The 19,967-nt window shown below is 64.2% G+C and carries 26 protein-coding genes and 2 tRNA genes; 14 read left to right on the top strand and 14 right to left on the bottom strand.

Annotated features, from left to right (window positions below; all coding sequences use genetic code 11):
* Nucleotides 1–274: 274 nt before the first annotated feature.
* Nucleotides 275–1,054, top strand: coding sequence for a hypothetical protein (locus J7643_06360; protein MBO9540198.1), 780 nt, complete (start codon nucleotides 275–277; stop codon nucleotides 1,052–1,054).
* A 248-nt stretch (nucleotides 1,055–1,302) separates the two neighbouring features.
* On the opposite strand, the gene J7643_06355 is transcribed toward J7643_06360, so the two are convergent.
* Complete coding sequence (locus J7643_06355; protein MBO9540197.1) at nucleotides 1,303–1,830, bottom strand: zf-TFIIB domain-containing protein; 528 nt, start codon at nucleotides 1,828–1,830, stop codon at nucleotides 1,303–1,305.
* Between the two features lie 182 nt (nucleotides 1,831–2,012).
* Here J7643_06355 and J7643_06350 point away from each other — a divergent pair, with 182 nt between their 5' ends.
* From J7643_06350 to tpx, 4 genes are all read left to right on the top strand, one after another.
* The gene (locus J7643_06350) at nucleotides 2,013–2,570 is read left to right on the top strand and encodes a hypothetical protein (protein MBO9540196.1); all 558 of its coding nucleotides are present in this window, start codon (nucleotides 2,013–2,015) and stop codon (nucleotides 2,568–2,570) included.
* 29 nt (nucleotides 2,571–2,599) lie between these two features.
* Nucleotides 2,600–2,998 carry an SRPBCC family protein gene (locus tag J7643_06345; GenBank protein ID MBO9540195.1) on the top strand — a complete coding sequence of 133 codons (399 nt, stop codon included), beginning with the start codon at nucleotides 2,600–2,602 and terminating at the stop codon, nucleotides 2,996–2,998.
* Between the two features lie 5 nt (nucleotides 2,999–3,003).
* The gene (locus J7643_06340; GenBank protein MBO9540194.1) at nucleotides 3,004–3,588 is read left to right on the top strand and encodes a YdeI/OmpD-associated family protein; all 585 of its coding nucleotides are present in this window, start codon (nucleotides 3,004–3,006) and stop codon (nucleotides 3,586–3,588) included.
* Between the two features lie 81 nt (nucleotides 3,589–3,669).
* Nucleotides 3,670–4,170: a thiol peroxidase gene (gene tpx, locus J7643_06335; GenBank protein ID MBO9540193.1), complete on the top strand. Its 501-nt coding sequence runs from the start codon at nucleotides 3,670–3,672 to the stop codon at nucleotides 4,168–4,170.
* A gap of 18 nt (nucleotides 4,171–4,188) precedes the next feature.
* On the opposite strand, the gene J7643_06330 is transcribed toward tpx, so the two are convergent.
* Both J7643_06330 and J7643_06325 read right to left on the bottom strand, forming a co-directional pair.
* Nucleotides 4,189–4,743: a hypothetical protein gene (locus J7643_06330; protein MBO9540192.1), complete on the bottom strand. Its 555-nt coding sequence runs from the start codon at nucleotides 4,741–4,743 to the stop codon at nucleotides 4,189–4,191.
* 74 nt (nucleotides 4,744–4,817) lie between these two features.
* Entirely contained in the window at nucleotides 4,818–5,327 is a 510-nt protein-coding gene (locus tag J7643_06325; protein MBO9540191.1) for a hypothetical protein, read from the bottom strand.
* Nucleotides 5,328–5,513: 186 nt separating this feature from the next.
* On the opposite strand from J7643_06325, the gene J7643_06320 reads away from it, so the two are divergent.
* Nucleotides 5,514–5,990 (top strand): hypothetical protein, encoded by a 477-nt coding sequence (locus tag J7643_06320; GenBank protein MBO9540190.1) that lies wholly within the window; start codon nucleotides 5,514–5,516, stop codon nucleotides 5,988–5,990.
* 36 nt (nucleotides 5,991–6,026) lie between these two features.
* Here J7643_06320 and J7643_06315 read toward each other — a convergent pair whose 3' ends face one another.
* From J7643_06315 to J7643_06275, 9 genes are all read right to left on the bottom strand, one after another.
* Nucleotides 6,027–6,356 (bottom strand): monovalent cation/H(+) antiporter subunit G, encoded by a 330-nt coding sequence (locus tag J7643_06315; protein MBO9540189.1) that lies wholly within the window; start codon nucleotides 6,354–6,356, stop codon nucleotides 6,027–6,029.
* On the bottom strand, nucleotides 6,353–6,625 hold the full coding sequence (locus J7643_06310) for a hypothetical protein (GenBank protein MBO9540188.1): 273 nt from the start codon (nucleotides 6,623–6,625) through the stop codon (nucleotides 6,353–6,355). Before J7643_06310 ends, J7643_06315 begins: the two co-directional genes overlap by 4 nt.
* A complete protein-coding gene (locus J7643_06305) occupies nucleotides 6,625–7,122 on the bottom strand; it encodes a Na+/H+ antiporter subunit E (protein MBO9540187.1) in 498 nt (165 codons plus the stop codon). The genes J7643_06310 and J7643_06305 overlap by 1 nt, the downstream gene beginning before the upstream one ends.
* Nucleotides 7,119–8,558, bottom strand: coding sequence for a hypothetical protein (locus J7643_06300; protein ID MBO9540186.1), 1,440 nt, complete (start codon nucleotides 8,556–8,558; stop codon nucleotides 7,119–7,121). The genes J7643_06305 and J7643_06300 overlap by 4 nt, the downstream gene beginning before the upstream one ends.
* Complete coding sequence (locus J7643_06295) at nucleotides 8,555–8,887, bottom strand: NADH-quinone oxidoreductase subunit K (GenBank protein ID MBO9540185.1); 333 nt, start codon at nucleotides 8,885–8,887, stop codon at nucleotides 8,555–8,557. Before J7643_06295 ends, J7643_06300 begins: the two co-directional genes overlap by 4 nt.
* Nucleotides 8,884–9,291, bottom strand: a complete 408-nt coding sequence (locus tag J7643_06290; GenBank protein ID MBO9540184.1) for a hypothetical protein — start codon at nucleotides 9,289–9,291, stop codon at nucleotides 8,884–8,886. The genes J7643_06295 and J7643_06290 overlap by 4 nt, the downstream gene beginning before the upstream one ends.
* A complete protein-coding gene (locus J7643_06285) occupies nucleotides 9,284–11,611 on the bottom strand; it encodes a DUF4040 domain-containing protein (protein MBO9540183.1) in 2,328 nt (775 codons plus the stop codon). The genes J7643_06290 and J7643_06285 overlap by 8 nt, the downstream gene beginning before the upstream one ends.
* Nucleotides 11,612–11,751: 140 nt before the next feature.
* Nucleotides 11,752–12,081 carry a glutaredoxin gene (locus J7643_06280; GenBank protein ID MBO9540182.1) on the bottom strand — a complete coding sequence of 110 codons (330 nt, stop codon included), beginning with the start codon at nucleotides 12,079–12,081 and terminating at the stop codon, nucleotides 11,752–11,754.
* Between the two features lie 46 nt (nucleotides 12,082–12,127).
* A complete protein-coding gene (locus J7643_06275; protein MBO9540181.1) occupies nucleotides 12,128–12,361 on the bottom strand; it encodes a BolA family transcriptional regulator in 234 nt (77 codons plus the stop codon).
* 217 nt (nucleotides 12,362–12,578) lie between these two features.
* On the opposite strand from J7643_06275, the gene J7643_06270 reads away from it, so the two are divergent.
* From J7643_06270 to J7643_06255, 4 genes are all read left to right on the top strand, one after another.
* A tRNA-Arg gene (locus tag J7643_06270) sits at nucleotides 12,579–12,654 on the top strand.
* Nucleotides 12,655–12,676: 22 nt separating this feature from the next.
* Nucleotides 12,677–12,749, top strand: a tRNA-His gene (locus J7643_06265).
* Nucleotides 12,750–12,911: 162 nt separating this feature from the next.
* Complete coding sequence (locus tag J7643_06260) at nucleotides 12,912–13,520, top strand: C40 family peptidase (GenBank protein MBO9540180.1); 609 nt, start codon at nucleotides 12,912–12,914, stop codon at nucleotides 13,518–13,520.
* A 253-nt stretch (nucleotides 13,521–13,773) separates the two neighbouring features.
* On the top strand, nucleotides 13,774–14,181 hold the full coding sequence (locus tag J7643_06255) for a CAP domain-containing protein (protein MBO9540179.1): 408 nt from the start codon (nucleotides 13,774–13,776) through the stop codon (nucleotides 14,179–14,181).
* Between the two features lie 23 nt (nucleotides 14,182–14,204).
* Here J7643_06255 and J7643_06250 read toward each other — a convergent pair whose 3' ends face one another.
* Nucleotides 14,205–15,050: an MBL fold metallo-hydrolase gene (locus J7643_06250; GenBank protein MBO9540178.1), complete on the bottom strand. Its 846-nt coding sequence runs from the start codon at nucleotides 15,048–15,050 to the stop codon at nucleotides 14,205–14,207.
* Nucleotides 15,051–15,159: 109 nt separating this feature from the next.
* The gene (locus J7643_06245; protein MBO9540177.1) at nucleotides 15,160–15,654 is read right to left on the bottom strand and encodes a hypothetical protein; all 495 of its coding nucleotides are present in this window, start codon (nucleotides 15,652–15,654) and stop codon (nucleotides 15,160–15,162) included.
* A gap of 216 nt (nucleotides 15,655–15,870) precedes the next feature.
* Between J7643_06245 and J7643_06240 the strand changes: the two genes are divergently transcribed.
* The 4 genes from J7643_06240 to J7643_06225 all read left to right on the top strand — a co-directional run bounded on the left by J7643_06240 (nucleotide 15,871) and on the right by J7643_06225 (nucleotide 19,912).
* Nucleotides 15,871–16,089, top strand: coding sequence for a hypothetical protein (locus J7643_06240; protein ID MBO9540176.1), 219 nt, complete (start codon nucleotides 15,871–15,873; stop codon nucleotides 16,087–16,089).
* 508 nt (nucleotides 16,090–16,597) lie between these two features.
* Nucleotides 16,598–18,013 (top strand): DUF1254 domain-containing protein, encoded by a 1,416-nt coding sequence (locus J7643_06235; GenBank protein ID MBO9540175.1) that lies wholly within the window; start codon nucleotides 16,598–16,600, stop codon nucleotides 18,011–18,013.
* Between the two features lie 136 nt (nucleotides 18,014–18,149).
* The gene (locus J7643_06230; GenBank protein MBO9540174.1) at nucleotides 18,150–19,424 is read left to right on the top strand and encodes a cytochrome-c peroxidase; all 1,275 of its coding nucleotides are present in this window, start codon (nucleotides 18,150–18,152) and stop codon (nucleotides 19,422–19,424) included.
* A 29-nt stretch (nucleotides 19,425–19,453) separates the two neighbouring features.
* Nucleotides 19,454–19,912: a FixH family protein gene (locus J7643_06225; protein MBO9540173.1), complete on the top strand. Its 459-nt coding sequence runs from the start codon at nucleotides 19,454–19,456 to the stop codon at nucleotides 19,910–19,912.
* Nucleotides 19,913–19,967 lie beyond the last annotated feature (55 nt).

Genomic DNA, 19,967 nt, shown 5'->3' with positions numbered 1-19,967 from the left:
TCTTGATGGGTTTCAGTATCCCTCATCTTGAGCCGCAACGCTGTTAGCCCTCTTACTTCGTCGAAGTGAACTTGCTATCGTTTGCTCGATCGCTTTTTGACGACAAAGTCACCCTCATGCCCTCGCCCTTCAGCTTCACCCGAGCGGCGGAATTCAGCCTAACCTGCGTAACTCCTGTTGCATGGCATTGTCTTAAGATACCTATAATGATAATATTATTAATTAAACCCAAAATACAATCCATCAATAACCTGTTGCGAAACGGAGCACGACTATGCAACAACGCATCCTGCCGATTCTCATGGCCTCCACCTTTCTTCTCAGTGGCTGCGGCATCCTCTCGTCACTAGGTGCCACTGTAGGCTTTTTGGAGGAATCATCCGAAGCCAAGGCCGCGCGAGAAAATGCCGAAAGGCTCGCTCTTGGCTCCACAGGCATAAGCACGTCACCCGAGCCCAAAGGCCCCGTTGAAATGGTATTAGCCACGAAGACCGAGTTGGCTCCTTACGAAGAGTTTTCCAAGCGCGGCTTGATCCCGGCAAATGCGGAGTACGCCAAGACGCCGACTTATCTCGTTCATACCAAGCCTAGAGATTTTTCCAGCGGCGAATATCGGTTGGTCAAAAGCTTTGTCCAAAATGGTTCGCTGATCGGCCAAGTAAGCTCTCCACGGATTTCGCTCTTCGATCCATTCAATGTCGAGGTGCGCGATCGCGTGGAATTCCTGGTCTCGGAACCGTGTCCCAATCTGGGCACGCAGGTTACCTTCACCTTGAAGGGCTTGACGCTTACAAAGCCAATCAAGTTCTACCTCGGCAGCGCTAGTAGCGATGGAGCCATGTCCGAGAACTGGCTCTCGATCGGCGAATCAACGCCCGTTGATGGCGTCGTCAACATCTCAGTTCAGCTTAAGGAAGACATGGGCACATACACAGACGGGTCGCCCGCACGCTTCCAAAGAGGCCGCTACTATGGCCTAGGCTATGTCGCAGAGGGAATGAACAACCCAACCCTCATTAGGCCTTGCCCCGCCGGCGTTTATCTCCCCATGTAGATTTCCGGGCTGCAGAGGTCTTGCCTTTCAAGCAAGCTATTGCGCGTTCGAGTCGTGTCGCACGCTCCATCAAGAAGCCCCCGGCCACTAGGCCGGGGGCTTCAGTTCAGAGAGGTGGTGTGTGGTTGATGGGAGTATCTTGCCATCTCTTGGCTCAAAAAACCGTTCCCGCGGACACCCTCCAAGCGTGAAGCTGCTATCGCCCGCTTGGATGCTCGGGGGCTTTTGAGGCAGGCGGTTTCAACCGGCTAAAACGCGCCCCAGTCTTGCTTTCCTGGCACGTAGTTGCTCGGGCAGATCAACCTGAACATCCGAGCCACCTGCTGCGCGCGCGCCAGGTTCTCTTCTCGGTCTACGATCGCTCCGACCGCCGCCGATTCGAGCTGACCCGTGAGCGCCGTCTCGGTGATGCGGTCCTTCTCGGCTTCGCTTTCGAACTCGCCTCGGATCTGGTCCAACTCGCCCGCATCCAACCAAAAGCCGCCGCAGCCCGCACACTCGTCCACCGTCACGCGCCGCTGGACGCTGGCGAAGTGCTTGAACATCACGACATCGACGCACTTCGGGCAGCGACGCTTCTCGTCTTGAATGGCGGCCCGCTCTGCCGCCGGCCGAATGGCGAGCAAGGCTTCGCCTGCGGCTTCGTGGGCTTCATCCACCTTCTTGAGCTCGAAGGCATCGAACCAGAGGCCGCCGCAGCCTTGGGCACAGGCATCGACGACGATCGATCCCGCCTGAGTCTCGGTCAGGGAATGGCCGCAAGCTGGACAAAGCATGAAAATCCTCCAAGCGAACGTGCATGCTTTTGTTCCTTACCCCGTGCAGGCCCGCAAGAATCGTCGCCACACAAAGGACGTGCGCGCCCTCACCCGCCAAGGTAGCGTTCAAGCCCTCAGCGGGTAAATTCTCATCAGTCCTCGCTTGGTGCCAACCCCGTTCTTGAAGTGAAAGGCCCGCCATGCCACGCAGCATTCTCTTCGCCCTCGGCTTCTCCTTGAGTTGCTTGCTCCTCGGCTGCTCGCGCCCTCTTGCCTTCTTTCCCACGCCATCCCAGCAAGCACTCGAAGCCATCCAGCAAGAAGCGCCGAGCGATCCGAACGAAGAGCTCGGCGCGAACCTTCGCGCGTTTCACATGGCACTCGAGATGTACGCGGTCGATCATGCCGGCAACTATCCTGCTGCCGAGACCGCCCTTAAGGCCCTCACCCACCAGGGCACCTACTACATGGCGAATGACCAGATGCCGCCGAACCCCTTCTCCACGTACGAACTGCACCAATCCAACGCGATTCGCCTGCCTGCGAGCAACAGCCCGCTGAAGCCCGCAACCGCGACCACACCGACCCCCAAGGGCACCCGCCTCGGCCCGGGCAAGGTGCCCCACAACTCCCTGCACGACGTGACGACTTTCGGTGCGATCGTCTACGATTACGATCCGGCGCGCGCCTCCTACGTCATTTACGGCATCGGAAAACAGGGGGATGATGCCGTGGTCACGTACGTCATCACGCGCTGAGCAGCTTCAAACGACCAGGAGACCCACGATTGCCCGCCCTCGAATCCCGCACGATCACCCTCTGGATCGACCGCCCGTCGGACCTCGTCTATGCCTTCGCCTCGTCCCCCGAGAACCTGGTCAAGTGGGCCTCAGGCCTGGGCGATACAATCCGGCAAGCCGGCGATGAGTGGACGGTACAAGGGCCATCGGGCCTCGTCACGCTGCACTTCGCGCCGCCGAACGCGTATGGCGTCCTGGATCACCGGGTCCTGCTGCCGAGCGGAGACGTCGTGGAGGTGCCCATGCGCGTGATTCCGAACGGCACGGGCAGCGAGATCCAATTCACGCTCTTCCGCCAACCCGACATGTCGCAAGAACGCTTTGAAGACGACGCACGCTGGGTCGAACGCGACCTGCACAACCTGAAGCGAATCCTGGAAGCCTGATAGCGATGACCGTTGAAACCCTCAAGGACCTGCCTATCCTCCCCTTCGAATCCCCCGATGCCTGGCGCGCCTGGCTCGCCGAGCACCACACCCACGCCCCGGGCGTCTGGGTGCGCCTCTACAAGAAGGGAAGCGGATATCCGAGCATCACGTACGCCGAGGCCCTCAACGAGGCCCTTTGCTACGGCTGGATCGACAGCACCAAGAACAAGTACGACGCCGAGAGCTTCTTGCAGCGCTTCTCGCCACGAAAGGCGCGATCGCCCTGGTCCAAGGTCAACCGCGAGCACGTCGCGCGCCTGATCGAGGCCGGCAAGATGCAGCCCGCCGGCCAGCAAGCCATCGAAGAGGCCAAGCGCAACGGCCAGTGGGATGCCGCCTACGACTCACCGAGCCAGGCGCAGGTCCCGGAAGACTTCTTGGCCCTGCTCGATCAGCATCCCGAGGCCAAGGCCTTCTTCGAGGGCCTCAACAAGACCAACCGCTACGCCCTCTACTACCGCATCCAGGCCGCCAAGAAGCCTGAAACGCGGGCCCGTCGCCTCGCGTGGGCCCTCGACTTGATGTTGAAGCAGGAAAAGCTGTATTAACCCGTGGCCTGGGCAAATTCCTCTACAATGGAAGCGGCCTTTCCAAATCGATCCCAGCTCAATCCCATCAAAGGAGGCACCATGGCCACCATCACCCTCAAGGGCAACCCCATCCACACGGCCGGCAATCTCCCGTCGGTCGGCGCGACGGCGCCCGACTTCAAGCTGACCAAGACCGACCTCAGCGACGTCTCGCTCAAGGACTTCGCGGGCAAGCGCATCATCCTCAACATCTTCCCGAGCGTCGACACGGGCGTCTGCGCAGCATCCGTCCGTAGCTTCAACGCCTCGGCCGAGAAGCTCGACAACACCGTGGTGCTCTGCGTCTCGAACGATCTGCCTTTCGCCCATGCGCGATTCTGCGGTGCCGAGGGCCTCACGAACGTGGTTTCCCTCTCCGGCTTCCGCCACCAAGAGTTCGCCGAGCGCTACGGCCTGACCATCCAGGACGGTCCCCTCGCCGGGCTCCTGTCCCGGGCGGTCGTCGTGATCGACCCCCAGGGCAAGATCGTCTACGAGGAGCAGGTCCCCGAGATCGCCCAGGAGCCGAACTACGAAGCGGCTCTCAAGGCCCTGGCCTAAGCCTCGCGCGACCCCGGATCATTCCGGGGTCGCTTCTTTTCGAAGCGCCTCGTTCGTGCGAAGCGTGGTGTGATAGACGTCCACGAGCGCCCAGGCGTAGTACCCAACCAAGCTCAGGGCCATCACGGGCAGGCCAACCAAGACATACGCGAAGCCCGCGCTCTCGCCACCCGACTGGGCGCCGACCACGACGGCCTGACTGAGGGCGACACCAGCCAAGACGCCTAGCGAGACGGTACCGAGGCCACCCAGGCCAACCATCACGCCGCGCATCGGATCACCGGCGTAGAGATACCCCACCCCGAGCCCCAGCGGCGACAAGAGGCTCCCCCCCGCGGCACTGAGCGCCACCGAGCCCCACGGGCTCAAGGAGGGCGTCACATCAGCCTCCTGCAGCGTGGCACTGGGCGCAAGGCTGAGGTGGGAGAGATCGGAAGAAGCCAAGGAATAAACGGCTTGGCTGGTCGTCACCGGCGCCTCCTGCCAGGAGGTCAGGGGAGCCGCCAGGACAGGTTGGCTCGTCAAGCCGAGCATCACGAGGGCGAGCAAGCTAAGGCGATGGCAGCGTCGCATGGGGCAACATCCTCCGGAAACTCATATCCAACCGAGCAAGGCTTAATGACATGAGTTCCCGAAAGCGCAGGCGCCTAATCGAAGGGCACGGCGATCGTCCGTGCGGTGAGCGCCTCGGCAAAACGCCGATAAGCGGGGGGCGTCGTCCCTGAGAGAGAAACCGAGTGCGACGCGTTCTCGATCGACAGCGAAAGGGTCTCGGCCGAAACATCCGCGATTCCGCTCTCGACCCGCGCCGGCAGATCCACGAAGCGCGTGCCGTCAGCGCTACGCTCGAACGCCTTGTCGAGCACCTCGCGCAGCGCATCCTGACTCAGCGAGCCGCTTGCGACCACCGAATCCGGCCGGTTGGAAACCGGTGCGAAGGCCCGCGTCGCCACCCAGCGGCCATCGCCGTAGACCCTGAGCGTATCGACCTTCCAGGCCTCGGCGGGCACGAAACCTGCCATCCACTTTCGCGTGATGACTGGCGCCGTCTGCTGCGACGTCCAGCGCGCCACCACTTCGGTTTCCTTTGGGGCGGAAGCGACGGCGCACCCGACCAGACAAGCGGTGAGGCCACCCAGGACCAGCAAAGCTCTCACGGCACGTCCCTCCTCATAATGCCTGCTACCCAGGTAAAAGCATGAGGCGAAGCCAGTGAATGGCCTAGATGAAAAATCACCAAACGCTTGAGACGCTCCGGCGTGAGAAACGAGCAGGAGTGGTATACCCTCTTGGACGCCAAAGCCTGAGGCCGGCGGCCACGCACCGTATGGGAGAGCGCCCCGATGGACACCCTGAAGCGACTGCTCGGAAACCTCTTGCCCTACCTCTTGCTGCTTACCATCGGGGTCTTGGCCGCGTTCAGCCTGGGGCCCCGGGACCTGCTCACCCAGTACCGCCTCAGCACCCTCGATACGGCCGTCTCCCTCGGCACCGTCACCGAGAACGTGCGGGTTCGAAAGCCCAAAGGCTCGCGCTACTATCTCGGCATCCGCTACGTCGTGCCTGCCGGCGAGAGTAGCCGCTCCTTCGAGGTCCGCCGCCAAGTGGAAAGGGAACTGGCAGGTGCCAAGCCGCTCGGCTCGTCGATCAGGGTCCGATACGCCAAGGACGCGCCCGCGATCGCGGACGTCGCCGACAGCGACCTGCTGCGCAACAAAGGCATTTCCTTCCTGGGGGTCTGCGTGCTACTCGGTTTGCTCGCCATCGTCTTCACGGGGATGATCCGACACGTGCGATCGCAGGGCCCCTTTTCCCCTTAGAGCGCCTAAGCTAGAAAACCTATGCTCCAAAACGCGTCACGGCTCGCTGCTCGCTCTTTCATCGGCGAGCTCGTCGCGCTCCAGGCAGTTGGGCAGGCCTTGGCGATGAGAGAGATAGGCGATCGCCTGCGTCACCGCCGGGGTGGTCAACAGCAACACGAGTGCCGTCAGGACGCCCTTGCCCCCGTGCCCAGGCGGCAGCAGGGCCCCCGAGGAGAGATGGACCAGGACCGCTCCCATCGTCGTCACCTTGGCCAGGGCGTTGAGGCGCGCGTACACGTCGGGAAAGCGATAGATACCGACCACCCCCGCCGCCGTGATGGCGATCCCGAGCAAGAGGGCGCACAAGCCTATCACGGCCGTCATGCGTCGAACACCCTGCCGCTGTCGATGAAGCGCGTGAGGACGATGGTGCTGGTGAAGGCGAGGAAGGCCGCGACCAGGGCGGCGTCCAGGTAGAACTCCGAGGAGCCGAGGATGGCGGCGATCGCGAGCACGAAGGTGAGGATGGCGACCGTGAGATCGCCCGCCAAGAGCCGGTCGGGAATCGTGGGGCCGGTGACGACCCGCCAGGTGGTCGCGAGCGCGAGGAGGACCAAGACGACCAAAGCTGCGACCAGCACCATGTTCAGCATCACACGACCTCCTTGAGGTAGCGCTCGTAGAGCGCGAGGATCTCCTGGCGTTCCGCTTCGGGATCGGCGGCTTCCAGGACGTGGACGTAGAGCACGTGCGCGTCGGCGTCGATGTCCACGATCAACTGCCCGGGCGTCAAAGAGATCCCATAAGCGAGCAGGATGAGGGCCGCGCGTGACGCCTCGGGAATCCGAACCGCCAGGATCACGGAATGGACGTCTTGCCGCGCTTGAAGGACCTTGACGAACACCCGAAAGGTGGCGCGCGGGATCTCGGGCAGCACGAAGCCCACCAGGTAGCCGACCACGCCCCGAAGCCAGGTGGGCGAACGTCCCGGAGTCAGCCGCAAGGGCGCCTCCACCAGGCGCTGTAGGATCCCCCAGGCGCTCAGCACGACCGGCACGCCGAGGCACCATTCCGGCACGCCGGCGCGCCCGGTGAGGGTGAACCAGACCAGCAAGGCCACGATCGCAAACAGCCAGAAGGCGACGTTCATCGTCCGCCCCAATCGAGACGCGAGACCGCGAGCTCTTCGGCGCTCGCCAGGCACCAGCCCCAGAGGGGCGCAGGCGCCACTCCGATCAGCAAGACCACGAGCGACAGCAGCGCGATCGCCCCGGACGATCCCGGGTTCGCCTTACCGGGCAAGGGCGACGGGGGATGCGCACCCCAGAACAAGGTCTGATAGGCCCGCAGCACGTACCCGAGCGTCATCACGCTCGCCAGCGCCACGAGCCCCACCCAGAGCCACTGCCCCAGACGCGCGCCCTCCGTGAGCAGGCCGAGCTTCGCGACGAAGCCCGCCGTGAGCGGAAGCCCTGCCAGCGAGAGGGCCCCGAGCAAGTAGCCCATGTTGGCAAGCCGCTGGCCGCGCCCGCCCCCCGCGAGCTCAACCAGGGCCGTCTGGCCCATCCGATCGGCGATGCTACCGGTGGAAAGAAAGAGCAGGGCCTTTGCTAGCGAGTGCGCCGCGAGGAAGAAGATGGCCGCCGCCACGGCTCCCGGGCTTCCTAGCCCCAAGCCCACCAGGACGAACCCCAGCTGGCTCACCGAAGAGAAGCCCAAGAGGCGCTTGGCATCGGCCTGACGCCAGGCGGCGATCGCACCGAACAGGATCGAGGCCGCCCCGATGATGAGAAACGCCTGCTCCAGGCTGCTGCCCAGCAGCAGCGGCCAGAAACGCAGCAAGCCGTACAGGCCCACCTTGATGAGCAGGCCCGCAAGCAAGAGACTACCCGGCGTGGTCGCCGCCGCATGGGCATCCGGCTGCCAGAAGTGGAAGGGGAAGATGGCCCCCTTGAGGAGGAAGGCCACCAATAGCAGGGGCGCCACCCAGCGGGCGGGCTCGACCAGGCGCGCCGCCACGTCCGCCATGGCCAGGGCGCCGGTCCAGCTGTAAAGCAAGCAAATGGCCGTCAACAGGCAGAGGGATCCGAGCACGCTCTGGGCCGAGTACTTCCAGGCGGCCTCGAAGGGGGCATGTTTTCCCATCGCGACCAGCAGGTACGAGGAAACCGCCACCAGCTCGAAACAGACGTAGAAGTTGAAGAAATCGGCCGTCAAGAAGAGGCAGTTGAGGGCAAAGAGCAGCAACGGGAAGGCCAGGTGGTAGACCGGCCGCTCGGTAGGCGTCATCCCCTGCCAGGTCTGCCCCAGATGGCAAGCGCCCCCCGCGACGAAGAGAAGGCCCGTCAGCACCAGCATGAGGCGGCTGAGGCGATCGGCCCGCAGCTCGATCCCGAACGGTGCTCCCCAGCCGCCCGGGGCATAGCCGAGGGTGGTAGGCCCCGCCCCGATGAGCGCGACGCTCAAGGCGCATGAGAGCAAGGCCATGGCCAGGATGACACCCGCCTGCACGCGCGGCGCCCGCCTTGCGGCAAGCACCGCCACGAAGCCCGCCATAGGGACCAAGAGCAGAAAAGCGATGCTCATCGTCGCCACCGCCGCATGACTTCGGCGTCCAAGGTCGATCGCGCCTCGCCCAGGCGCGCGGCCAGGATCAGCAAGAAGGTGGCGAGCCCGAAGCCGATAACGATCGCCGTGAGCACCATAGACTGGACCAAGGGATCGACGTACGGCGGGCGAAGCTGCGCGAACGGGGCAGCCCCCGTCGGCACGGTGCCGAGGGCCATGATGAGCAAGTTGGCCCCGTTGAAAGCGAGGTAGATCCCGAAGGCGATGCGCAGCAGATCCCGCCCGAGCAGCTGATAACAGCCGATGGCGAACAGCAGGCCCACAGCCACCGCGTAGACGACCGTCATGCCTCGTTCTCCTTGACGCCCGCGAAAGCCGCGAGCATGGAACCGCTCACCGTGAGGAAGAGGGCCAGATCGAAGAGGATGGTGCTCGACACCTCATACGGCCCCAGCGGGATCTTGAAGACCTGGAGGAGCGCCCCACCCCAGGCAAGCGGCACGCCAAGCAGGAAGAGCAGCAAGAGCCCGCCCGCAGTCATGGCATGGGAGAAGACCCGCGGCGGCAAGCGCCTGGAGGCCTCGGCGTCGCCCATGACCGCGTACTGGAGCAACACCACCAAGAGCAAGAGCACGGAAGCCGTGAAGCCCTCACCGGGTAACTCGCCCGCATACAGGATCTCTTGCCAGGCGATCACCCAGGTCAGCGCGAACACCAAGGCCGCCACGAAACGTACGAGCGGGTTATTCATGGGCCACCTCTCGCCGGCGGAAGAGGGCCATCACCGCGAGCGCCGCCGAGGCGAAGACCAGGATCTCGATCGCCGTGTCGAGTGCGCGAAAATCCGTCAGAATCGCCGTCACCAGGTCCCACATGCCGGTCAAGGCGTGGGCTTCGGCCGCATAGCGCTCGCCCATCGATACGCGAGGCGCATGGCCGCCGACCCAGTAGGTGAGCCAGCCCATGAAGGCCCCCAAGCCGATGGAGAGGCCCCAGCGCCCCCAGTCACGACGGCCGGCCGTCAGGATCTGGGTCTCCTGCGGGTTGATCTGGCGGCTCTGGCTCAGGGCCACCACGATCGAGAAAGTGGCGAGCGTCTCGACCAGCACCTGCGCGAGGGCCACGTCGGGCGCGTGCATGAGGGCGAACACCGCCGCGAGCGCGTAGCCCGAGATGGTCAAGGCGATGACGGCGAGCACGTGGAACCGTAGCCAGATGGTCGCGCCCGCTGCGAGCACCACGACCGCCAGCATCAAGGTGAGGGCGAGATCGAAGCGCGTCGGCGACGGGGGCCAGACCCAGGCGAGGCCCCACCAGCAGCCAAAAGTCAGGACCGCCGCCGCGAAGAGCTCAATTCGCAGGTAACGTCTCAGGTTGCCGTCGTGCAGGTCGAGTAACGCCTCGGAGGCAGCCCCGTACCACGCAAGCAAGCGGTCTCCGCCGAAGGTGAAGCGCGAAGGCAGGGCGCAGAGCAACTCCTCGGGCAGCACCCCGCGCCGCCAGACGGCCCAGATGGCCGCCACGCAAGCCAAGACCACCAAACTAAGCAGCAGCAAGCCGCTGAAATGCATCTCGATGGCGTAGGGAGCCGGGTGGCCCAGGACGCTCGCGATCGCCGGATCCAGCAGGGCCTGATTCATCCAGTTGGGGAAGAGGCCCGCCGCGAGCGAGACCCCCGTGAGCAAGGCGATCGCCACCGTCATGCGCGTGGGAAGGCGCTCCACGTGAAGGGGCGCGGGCAGATCCCCACGGAAGATCTCGGTAAAGAAGCGCATCATGTAGAGAAAGGTGAGCCCCCCGCCCGTGAGCAAGGCCCCGAGCAAGAGCCAGGCATCGGTCTCGAGCGCCGCGTGGAGCAGCTCCTCCTTGTAGAAGAAACCGCCGAAGATGGGCACGCCTCCCAGCGAGAGGGCGAGCACGACGGCCAGCACGGCGAGGACGGGTTGGCGTCGAGCAAGGCCGCCCAGGGCCTCGAAGTGGCGTTCGCCGGTCAGGTACATCACCGCGCCGCTGAGCAGGAACAGCCCCGCCTTGATGAAGGCGTGGATGAAGAAGGCGTAGAGGCCGGATTGAGCCCCGGTCGCGGTGCCGAGCCCGAAGGCCAAGATGATGAAGGCGTACTGACTGATGGTGGAGTAGGCCAGCATGGCCTTGAGCTCCTCTTGCCTCAGGGCGATGAGGCCCCCCATCAGGCCCCCGATAAAGCCCGAAGCGACGAGCAGCCACTGCCAGGTGACGGTCCCGCTCAAGAGCGGGAAAAAGCGCGCCAAGAGATAGACCCCCGACGCGATGAGCGCGGCCGAGTGCAGGTAAGCGCTGACCGGCGTCGGCGCCGCCATGGCCCCCGGCAACCAGCTCGAGAAAGGAACCTGAGCGCTCTTGGCGAGCGCCCCCGCCACAATGAGCGCCCCCCAAACGGCAAGCCCCGGGATCGCCGCCCCCACCCCGCCCGGGGCGAGCAACTCACCGAAGCTCCAGGCCCCCGCGCCCAAACCGAGCCCGACCAGACCCACCAGCATCAAGAGGCTGCCCGTGCCGGTCATCACCAGGCTGCGCATGGCCCCTTCGCGCGCGCTCGGCTTGTGGTGCCAAAAGCCGATGAGCAGGAACGAAACGAGGCTCGTCAGCTCCCAGAAGACGTAGAAGGGCAGCAAATGCCCTGCGAGCAGCAAGCCGAACATGCAGCCCGTGAAGGCGCTCAGCAGCGCGTAGTAACTGGCCTCGCTGCGATCGCTATGCTCGGCGTGCTGGGCGTGAGGCATGTAAGCCCCCGAGAACAGGACCACCACCGCGGCGATCCAGGCCGTCAAGAGCAGAAAGAGAAAGGAGAGGCCGTCGTACGCCACCGAGACGCGCCCGCCCCCGAAGGGCAGCCATTCGAAGGTCGCGACGGCGATGAGCGAGGATGCAGGCGGCAAGAAGCGCCAGGCGAGCGTCAAGGTTCCCGCCGTCAGCAGGCTGCCTAGAAGGGCCACACGGCGAGCCCAGCGGTCCAAGCCCCGAGGCAGGATCGCCAGTAGCGCCGCGAACAGCCACGGCATGACGATGGCGATGAGCAACAGGTTCGGCATGCGCGCATCCCTCGCTTCGACCCTCTCGAGTGTAAAAGCTGGCAAGCAAGCGCAGGCTGGTCAGAATGGCCGGATCATTTCGGCGCGCAAAAAGACGCGCCCCGGAGAGCATCCGGGGCGCGTCAAAGGCGAGGCGGGGACTAGGCCTTCTCGAAAGCCTGCTTGAGCAGGGGCTCGATCTCGCCCTTCTCGGCCATGGGGTCGAGGATGTCGGTGTCGCCGTAGAACTCGCCGTTGATGAAGACCTTGGGCAAGGTCGGCCAGTTGGTCATGCGGTTGAGGAACTCGCGCTTGGCAGGGTTGCTCAGGACGTCGATCACCTCGTAGGCGTAGCCGTAGCGATCGAAGAACTGCATGGTCTCGCGGGTGAACCCGCACATGGGCATCAGCTTGGTGCCCTTGCCGTAGACCAGGATCTTGTGATCCTGGATCTCGCGGCGGACTTCCTCTTCGATGGCCGTGTCGGCCATTTTGAACAGCTCGCTCATGGGATCTCCTCTTGCTGGAAAGGGGGACTTAGGACTTGGTCTCGGTGCGGATCTCGAGCGCATGGATGCGCCCGTCGCTCATGGGCTCGTTCAGGACCTGGTAGACCAGGCGCTGACGATCGAGCGGGTTCTTGCCCGCGAAGGCGTCGGAGACGATCCGCAGGATGAAGTGGTCGGAAGTGCCCGTCTTGTCGGTCACCGTCACCTCGGCGTCGGGCATGGCCTGGAGGATGTACTGGGTCAGGTGCTCGGGCGTGATCATTGGCGGCGTTTTTCGCTCCTCAACAGGGTCCGAGGGTGAATCGGACAAATCCGGTCTTATTAGTTGGCTTCAACTCTAACCCATCCCCCGGGGGGTGTCAAAGGACCGCCCCAGGCCGCGCTGCGCGGGCCGAGAGGACTGAAACCGAAATTTCATCAAGCGGGGGACTTTACAGCCCACCCAGGATAAGCTATATTTAAATCCTCGATTCGCTTCTGCGCTCGTAGCTCAGGGGATAGAGCAGCCGCCTTCTAAGCGGCTGGCCGCTGGTTCGAATCCAGCCGGGCGCGCCAGCGTATTCTCTGAAACACCGTGGTGGGTGTCGCCAAGTGGTTAAGGCACTGGGTTGTGGTCCCAGCATACGTGGGTTCGATTCCCATCATCCACCCCTCGAAGGCCTCGTCGAAAGACGGGGCCTTCAACCTTTTGACACCGTGCTTCCCTGCTCGGGGGCCCTCTATTAATCCTTCATCAAATCTTCGCTAAACCTCACAATCTCGCCTGTCGAACCGCCGACAAGCTAGGAGGCCTTCGACGAAAGGGGGACGGGATGGATATTCGCATCAAGTTCGGCGATACCCTCGGCGCGCTCGCCAAGCGCTTCGGCACGTCGGTGGAGCGCCTGGCGAAGGCCAATGGGATCCGCGACATCAACCGGATCTTCGCGGGCAAGACCCTCAAGGTCGAGCGGGACACCCGAAGCCTGAAGCACGCGCAAGGCCGCATGAACGCCTACCGCGCCGCCGAGGCCCCGCAACAAGCCAGCCCATCCTTCTTCGACAAGGTGAAGGGCGCGACGGGTACGGCCATGCGCTTCGTCAAGGAAGCCATGCGCTTCATCGGCCAGCCCTATCGCTGGGGCGGCGGCCACGGCGGCTGGATGAAGGGGCCCGCCCCGGTCGATTGCTCGGGCTTGGTCCAGCAGGCCTCAGGCATGGCGGGGGCAGGCCGCAGCGGCACCGCGGCCACCTTCCAGCGCATGGGCAAGGCGGTCGACATGCGGAACCTCCGCCCCGGGGATCTGGTGTTCCGAGGCAGCCCGGCGCACCACGTCGGCATCTACGTGGGCGGCGGCAAGGTCCTCCACGCTCCCACCACCGGGAAGCGCGTCTCCTTCGTGGGGGCGAATTACTTCGAATCGGCACGCCGTCTCTTCTGAGGCGCTCATGCTCAACGGCGGCCCCGCCACGATGGCGGGGCCGCCGTTTCCTGTTACAGCCGGCCAGAATTCAATCGGTATGCTAGGGGCCTTCCCGCTCTCTAGAAAGCCGGCCAGCATGAGAAAACGCCTTCAAGTCTTAACCTTGTTCGCAGCGTTGCTCGGCCCACTTGGCGCCTTTCCTAGTCAAGCGCCCCTCAGAGCCGCCGTAGCGCTCGCGGCCCCACACCAAACCGAGCGCGAGATGCTCGCCTTGGTGAACCAAGAACGCCGCAAGGCCAAGCTCCGCCCCCTCGTCTGGGACGAGCGGCTCGCTGCACTTGCACGCGCGCACTCCTTGGACATGCAGAAGCAAAACTACTTCGCGCACGAAGCCCCCGACGGCGAGACGCTTGCCGATCGGGCCGCGCGCAGCGGGCTCACTTACACGCGCCTCGGAGAGAACCTGGCTTTCGCCCACGACCTACAAGCGGCCCACCGCGGCCTGATGAAGAGCCCCGGCCACCGAGCCAACATCCTGCGCCCGGAGTTCAGACGCTTGGGGGTCGGCATCATCCGCCTGCCGGCCAATACGCGCTACCATCCCCAGGTCGAAGGCCAATCGCTACCCCCTGCCAAGCTTGGCGGGTACTTGCTCGTCACCCAGGTCTTCGCGAGCTGACAGATCGGTGATTCGGCGCCTCCTCAGCGCCTCTCGGCCGCCTGCGTCTGAGGCACGAAGCGATAGAATTCCTCGGGGTCGTGCGACGAAAAGATCTGGACGTCGGCGCCATGGTCGCGGTGCAGTGCCTGAAGGCGCCGGACGTTCTCCTGGCGAACGCTGCGATCCATGTGCATGACGTTCTCATAGATTTGCAAGCCGATGGGGCTGTGGCCATTGGGTTCCAGCTCGTCGTGGTGGAAGTAGATGTCCCCCGCAAGCAAGAGCCAGCCTTGATCGCTATCGACCGCAACACCGCAGTGGCCCCGGGTGTGACCAAGCAACGGCACCAACAGGATCTCGCTGCTGCGATCCGAGAGCGCCCGTACGGAGTCGAACCCGTACCAGCGATCGCCCTCCGTCTCGTAGCGCAGCCACTGGGGACGGTGCCCCCAGTCATCCGGCTTGTAGCGAAAGCGCTCGCGCAGGCTACGACGCGCCATGGCGGCCTCGTACTCGGGCGCGTAGACGTGCACCTGGGCCTTCGGGAAGTCGGGGATGCCGCCTGCATGGTCGAAATCCAGGTGGGTGACGACGATGTCCCGCACGTCATCCGCCTTGAAGCCCAGGCGCTCGATCTGGCGCAAGGCGCTCTCGCCGAGATCGGTCTGCGGCCTCATCAGGGCGGTCCAGAGGCCCCCGATACGCTGGCGAGGGTTTGCGAGATCGGCGGTCCCCAGTCCTGTATCGATCAAGACCAAGCCATCGCCGGTTTCAACGAGCAGGCAATGGCACACGACCTCACCGGGACGCGACATGGTCCCGGTGCCGTTGATCAAAGGCTGCGTGGCCGGACACCAAGTCCCACAATTCAAGTGAAACAGGCGCATGCTTCCCGTCCTTTCACCCCGTCCGAAACGAGGTGCGGGCACTTTAGCACGGGCCCCGCAGGCCTCCAATGGCCGAGAGCAGGTCATCGCGAGCAGGCGCGGGCCAAGCTCATCGCTTGCTAGAAGGAGCAGGCGAAGGCCGGATCCCGACCGCCAGCTCTTGCTGAGAGAGAAGCAGGTGTCGATTGAGGAGCAGCAGCTCATCCGCCAACAACCGCGTCAGGCCGATGAGGGTGTCGAGCTTGGCGAGCGGGTTCGCGCCGGGCTCGGCATCCAGGCGCTTACGATGCCCCTCGAGTGTCTTGAGTTGCGCGAGGCTCTGCTTGGCTTGCGCGTCCAGCTCGCGCCCTAAGCTCAGCTGGCGTCGGGCGGCCTCTTGCGACAGACGCTCCTCACTCGCATGCAAAGCTTGCAAGTGGCGCCGGAGCTCCTGGGTTTCCGCCCGGGTCGTCGCGAGCTCCTGGTGCATGCGCTGGGCGTAGCGAACCGCCTGCGGGTAGAGCAGGACGGCGCCAAGCGCCAAGCCCACGAACACGACCGAGAGCAAAACCGTCACGATCGTCAGGCAGACGAGGGCATAGCGGGCGGCATCTGGTTTCGTCATAGACCCCTCAAGCGAGCAAGCATCATAAGGGAGGGGATAAGGCCTTCTCCACGTGCAAAACAGCCAAGAAGTCTTATCAGTCTTGGCCGCGTCCAGAATCCCCATGAGCCATTCTTGCCGCTTGCGATGACGCCAATCGGATCGAGAATGAACCTGTGATCGCGTCAAAATCACCCACTGGCACGGAAGCCTGGTGCCCGAGCGAAGGAGAACGACATGGCCGGCCTGCGAAACAACCCGGTAGGGAGCCAAGGAAATGTTGAAGTAGCCCGCAATCCCAGGACGGATAACCCGCCTCTCGGTGACATCTTCGAAGCCGAGGAGCCCAAGCCCGATGCACTGGGGCGAACGGGGCCGGTGGAAGGGCTCGAGGAGCAGAAATCCACCGAGCGTTCAGACGCGGATACCAGGCCGATCGGAACGCCGCCCCGCTGAGCTTTGCCCTCGGACTATCTGCTAGTCGTTCAATTCGCCTGGCCCTGGGCTCAGATTGCCAGATTCCGGCGTCAGATTCTCGGGGGCCACGTCGGAGCGGGGGCGCCTCGTCTTGCGAGAGGCGTCCGCCCCCGCGATTTCGCCCCTGAAAGTTTCCCCTTCGCGCGCGCCTTCGACGCCGGCTTTGCTCTCATCCCTCAAGCCCGGGCTTCTCGTCGAGCGTCCTGCTAGCTTGTCCCCGCCCTTCTCCGCCATGGCGCACCTCCTCATGGATCAGCCGTCGAGGTCTGTTGAAATGACCTGAGCGTATGGGATGGTGTCGAGACTTGAAAACGCTTTGGCTACGGTAATTTTGCCGTCTCGATAGGCCCAGTGCCCCTCGAGATACCGATACGCCGAACGCCGCGTGACGCTCGGGCCATCGGATCCTAAGATGGCCCCGAACCCTTCATATCAGGAGGTTGCGATGGCCAGGCAGAGCGAAAAAGCAGATCGTCTCCGAGTCTCGATGGCGGCCGAACCTCAGGGCTATTGGGATGCGCTCTCCTCCCTGCCCTTTCAGCATGACTTTCCCACGGCGGACACCGAAACGCAGCTCTACGAAGCGTTGATCTTTCAACGGGCGACCCAGATCTTCCTGCTCTCGCTGCCGGCCCTCCACATGCTCAGCATGCGCGATGCCCTGCAAGGCGCTTTTGGGCAAGGCTTCGAGATCCTCCCGCTGTGGCCGCAGGGCACGGGGGCTTCAACCAAACTAGGACAGGCGCAGGCCGGGAGCATCCAGGGGATGGGCTTCCTGGACCTGAAACGCGAGGGCCCCCTGGTCCTGCAAGTCCCGCCGCGGGTGCAAGGAACGCTCACGGACTTCTGGCAACGCCCCCTCAGCGACTTCGGGCCGAGCAGCGCGAACGAGGGAAAAGGCGGCCTGTACCTCGTGCTGCCCCCCGCCTATCAAGGACACATCCCTCAGGGCTACCGGGTTCTGCGCGCTGCCACCTACGGGGTGGGGCTCTTCTTGCATGCGGGTGCCGAACTCATGCCGGTACAGGCCTTGAATGGAATCCGGATCTTCCCGCTGCTCGGACGCGACCAGGCTCGGCGCCCCATGCGCTTTCCCGCTGCGACCGAGACGCCGCTGGACCTGCGCACCCCCCGGGACTTCAGCATCTTCGAGAAGCTTGCGCGTTTTATCGAAGATGAGCCGGTCGAGATGGTCGATGGGCTGCTGCGCGGCATGATGGCCTCGATCGGCATCAAGCGAGGCAAGCCGTTTCAACCGGATGAGCGCCGACAGCGGCTCCTCACCCGAGCAGCCGAGCTTGCACCGAAGATGATCCTCGCGATGCGCACGCGGGGGTGCTTCACGGATGAGCGCTACTTTCCCGATCGCCAATGGCTCGATCTTCATTCGAGTGTCGACGCGCTGTTCCAGGCCCTGGATCACACGGCGATCGACGCCCGCAGCTACTTCTACCTGACCGCGGCCTTGTCGGCTCCCATGCTGGCAACGCCCACGCTCGGGCGGGGCAGCAAGTGCCCCTTCGCGATGCACGACGCCGACGGCGCATTGCTGAGCGGCGATCAAAGCTATCGCCTGCACTTGCCGCCCGAGGTACCGGCTGCGGACGGCTGGGCGGTCTCAGTGCACCACGTCGCCGACGGCACCATGCTCGACCATGGGGATGCCCCTGCGATCATCCGCTCACGGGAAGGCCGCGAGCAGAACCAAGACGGCTCGTTCGACGTCTTCTTCGGCCCTCGCCCGCCTGAAGCGGGCGCTTCCAACTGGCTTCGGACCCAGCCCGGGCGCGGCTTCGTGGTGGTCCTGCACCTCTATGGCCCAGAGCAAGCTTTCTTCGACCAATGCTGGAAGCCAGGGGACCTCGAACGTCTCCCGGCGCACCAGGCGATCGACGAGGAGTGAAGCGGCCCAGCGGTCATCAGGAGCGAACGTAAATAATTACCGCGAGGCGTTGACCTTCCAGCCGGCTAGAAGGTCTTTAATGGCCCCATCGCGCCTCCGATCACCGCACTCACGTCCTAGAGGATGGTCCTTTCTGATGAACAAGCCCCTTCGCCGCTTGCTGCTCTTGACCGTCGCGGCCGCCACGCCGCTCCTTGCCGCGTGTCCGGCCTGGCAGCCCGATGCATGGACCCCCGAGGAGAAAGAGGCCTTGAAGAGCCTCTGGATCGGCAACCTCGCCTCTCCGCCGCCGAATCCGTCGAATCGCTACGCCCAGAATTCAGAAGCGAGCGCGTTGGGGCACAAGCTCTTCTTCGATCGACGGCTGAGTCGTAACGGCAACGTCTCGTGCGCCACCTGTCATCAACCCGAGAAGAACTTCACCGACGGGCTCCCCTTGGCGCAAGGGATCGGCACGACCAGTCGCAAGACCATGACCGTCGTCGGCACGGCCTACAGCCAGTGGCAGTTCTGGGATGGGCGCAAGGACAGCCTCTGGAGCCAGGCCCTGGGCCCCCTCGAGAACCCGTTGGAGCACGGCACCAACCGGATGCAGGTCGTCCGCCTGGCCGCTACCGCGTATGGCTCCGAGTACGAAGCCCTCTTCGGGCCCTTGCCCGATCTTTCGGACACGTCGCGCTTCCCCGAAGCGGCGGGACCGGTGGAAGACCCGACGGCGAAGGCGAACTGGGCGCAGATGCGGGCCGAGGATCGCGACGCCGTCACGCGGGCCTTCGCCAACCTGGGCAAGGCGATCGAAGCCTACGAGCGAAAGCTCGTGCCGGGCGCCTCTCGCTTCGACCAATACGTCCAAGCCTTGCAACGAGACGATCGCGAGGCGATGCGCGGCGCGCTCTCGGAGGACGAGGTCCAGGGGCTTCGCTTGTTCGTCGGCAAGGCGCAGTGCATCACCTGCCACAGCGGCCCGCTCTTCACCAACAACGAGTTCCACAACACCGGGGTGCCGGCGAGAAGCGAGTTGAGCGCCGACACAGGCCGCGCACAGGGGGCCCTCCAGGTCCTGGCGGACGAGTTCAATGCCAAGAGCCCCTTCAGCGATACGCAGCAAAGTGCCGATCAAGCTCACCTGCGCTTTCTGAAGACCGGCGACCACCAGAACCTCAGGGCCTTCAAGCCCCCGTCGCTGCGAAACGTGGCCCGATCGGCCCCATACATGCACGCCGGCCAGTTCGACACCCTGCAACAAGTGATCGCGCACTACGAGCAGGCGCCGAAAGCGCCGCAGGGGCATAGCGAACTGACGCCCCTGCACCTCTCTTCCAAGGAGCGCGACCAGCTCGAGCGCTTCCTGCGGGCCCTCGACGGCCCACTTTCTACCCCCGCTGAGCTCTTGGCTGCCCCGCAAGGTTAGCACCTCACACGATGAAAGGACCCCACGCAATGCAACGGACCACGATCAAGCAAGTGATGTCGAAGCGGCAGTGGCTGGGCGCCCTCGGCGCGATCGCCCTGTTCACGGGCGGCTGCATGTCCATGATGAAGGGCGTGCCGAGCGACCTGGACTACTCGACGGCCAGGGCCACCGAGAATGGCGCCTTCCGCCTCTCCTACAAGACCGACCCCGCCCTCATCCCGATCTCCAAGCTCCACCAGTGGACGATCCACCTCGAGACCCCGGAAGGCAAGCCGATCGACGGCGCGACGATCACGGTCGACGGCGACATGCCCCAGCACGGCCACGGCCTGCCCACCCGGCCCGAAGTGACCCAGAACCTCGGCAACGGGGACTACCGCGTCGAAGGGATGAAGTTCCAGATGGGCGGCTGGTGGATCGTCAACTTCGGAATCACGGCGGACGGGAAGCGCGACCAGGCGACTTTCAACCTGATGCTCAAGTAAGGAAAGGACCGGCGCCCCTAAAAGGTTCAAGCAAGGGACGCTTGCGGAATCTTGC

It is taken from the genome of bacterium, assembly GCA_017744355.1.
Taxonomy (GTDB): domain Bacteria; phylum Cyanobacteriota; class Sericytochromatia; order S15B-MN24; family UBA4093; genus JAGIBK01.
The sequence above is the reverse complement of the archived record's forward strand: the minus strand, read 5'-3'. Positions and strand labels throughout refer to the sequence as shown.

Bases quoted from the DNA above. Each gene is read 5' to 3' on its own strand.
- J7643_06350 (MBO9540196.1), top strand. From the start codon at position 2,013: ATGCCACGCAGCATTCTCTTCGCCCTCGGCTTCTCCTTGAGTTGCTTG.
- J7643_06300 (MBO9540186.1), bottom strand. From the start codon at position 8,558: ATGAGCATCGCTTTTCTGCTCTTGGTCCCTATGGCGGGCTTCGTGGCG.
- J7643_06225 (MBO9540173.1), top strand. From the start codon at position 19,454: ATGCAACGGACCACGATCAAGCAAGTGATGTCGAAGCGGCAGTGGCTG.
- J7643_06250 (MBO9540178.1), bottom strand. From the start codon at position 15,050: ATGCGCCTGTTTCACTTGAATTGTGGGACTTGGTGTCCGGCCACGCAG.
- J7643_06230 (MBO9540174.1), top strand. From the start codon at position 18,150: ATGAACAAGCCCCTTCGCCGCTTGCTGCTCTTGACCGTCGCGGCCGCC.
- J7643_06290 (MBO9540184.1), bottom strand. From the start codon at position 9,291: ATGAATAACCCGCTCGTACGTTTCGTGGCGGCCTTGGTGTTCGCGCTG.
- J7643_06310 (MBO9540188.1), bottom strand. From the start codon at position 6,625: ATGCTGAACATGGTGCTGGTCGCAGCTTTGGTCGTCTTGGTCCTCCTC.
- J7643_06280 (MBO9540182.1), bottom strand. From the start codon at position 12,081: ATGGCCGACACGGCCATCGAAGAGGAAGTCCGCCGCGAGATCCAGGAT.
- J7643_06355 (MBO9540197.1), bottom strand. From the start codon at position 1,830: ATGCTTTGTCCAGCTTGCGGCCATTCCCTGACCGAGACTCAGGCGGGA.
- tpx (MBO9540193.1), top strand. From the start codon at position 3,670: ATGGCCACCATCACCCTCAAGGGCAACCCCATCCACACGGCCGGCAAT.
- J7643_06315 (MBO9540189.1), bottom strand. From the start codon at position 6,356: ATGACGGCCGTGATAGGCTTGTGCGCCCTCTTGCTCGGGATCGCCATC.
- J7643_06330 (MBO9540192.1), bottom strand. From the start codon at position 4,743: ATGCGACGCTGCCATCGCCTTAGCTTGCTCGCCCTCGTGATGCTCGGC.
- J7643_06260 (MBO9540180.1), top strand. From the start codon at position 12,912: ATGGATATTCGCATCAAGTTCGGCGATACCCTCGGCGCGCTCGCCAAG.
- J7643_06320 (MBO9540190.1), top strand. From the start codon at position 5,514: ATGGACACCCTGAAGCGACTGCTCGGAAACCTCTTGCCCTACCTCTTG.
- J7643_06240 (MBO9540176.1), top strand. From the start codon at position 15,871: ATGGCCGGCCTGCGAAACAACCCGGTAGGGAGCCAAGGAAATGTTGAA.
- J7643_06285 (MBO9540183.1), bottom strand. From the start codon at position 11,611: ATGCCGAACCTGTTGCTCATCGCCATCGTCATGCCGTGGCTGTTCGCG.
- J7643_06235 (MBO9540175.1), top strand. From the start codon at position 16,598: ATGGCGGCCGAACCTCAGGGCTATTGGGATGCGCTCTCCTCCCTGCCC.
- J7643_06305 (MBO9540187.1), bottom strand. From the start codon at position 7,122: ATGAACGTCGCCTTCTGGCTGTTTGCGATCGTGGCCTTGCTGGTCTGG.
- J7643_06295 (MBO9540185.1), bottom strand. From the start codon at position 8,887: ATGACGGTCGTCTACGCGGTGGCTGTGGGCCTGCTGTTCGCCATCGGC.
- J7643_06340 (MBO9540194.1), top strand. From the start codon at position 3,004: ATGACCGTTGAAACCCTCAAGGACCTGCCTATCCTCCCCTTCGAATCC.
- J7643_06245 (MBO9540177.1), bottom strand. From the start codon at position 15,654: ATGACGAAACCAGATGCCGCCCGCTATGCCCTCGTCTGCCTGACGATC.
- J7643_06275 (MBO9540181.1), bottom strand. From the start codon at position 12,361: ATGATCACGCCCGAGCACCTGACCCAGTACATCCTCCAGGCCATGCCC.
- J7643_06360 (MBO9540198.1), top strand. From the start codon at position 275: ATGCAACAACGCATCCTGCCGATTCTCATGGCCTCCACCTTTCTTCTC.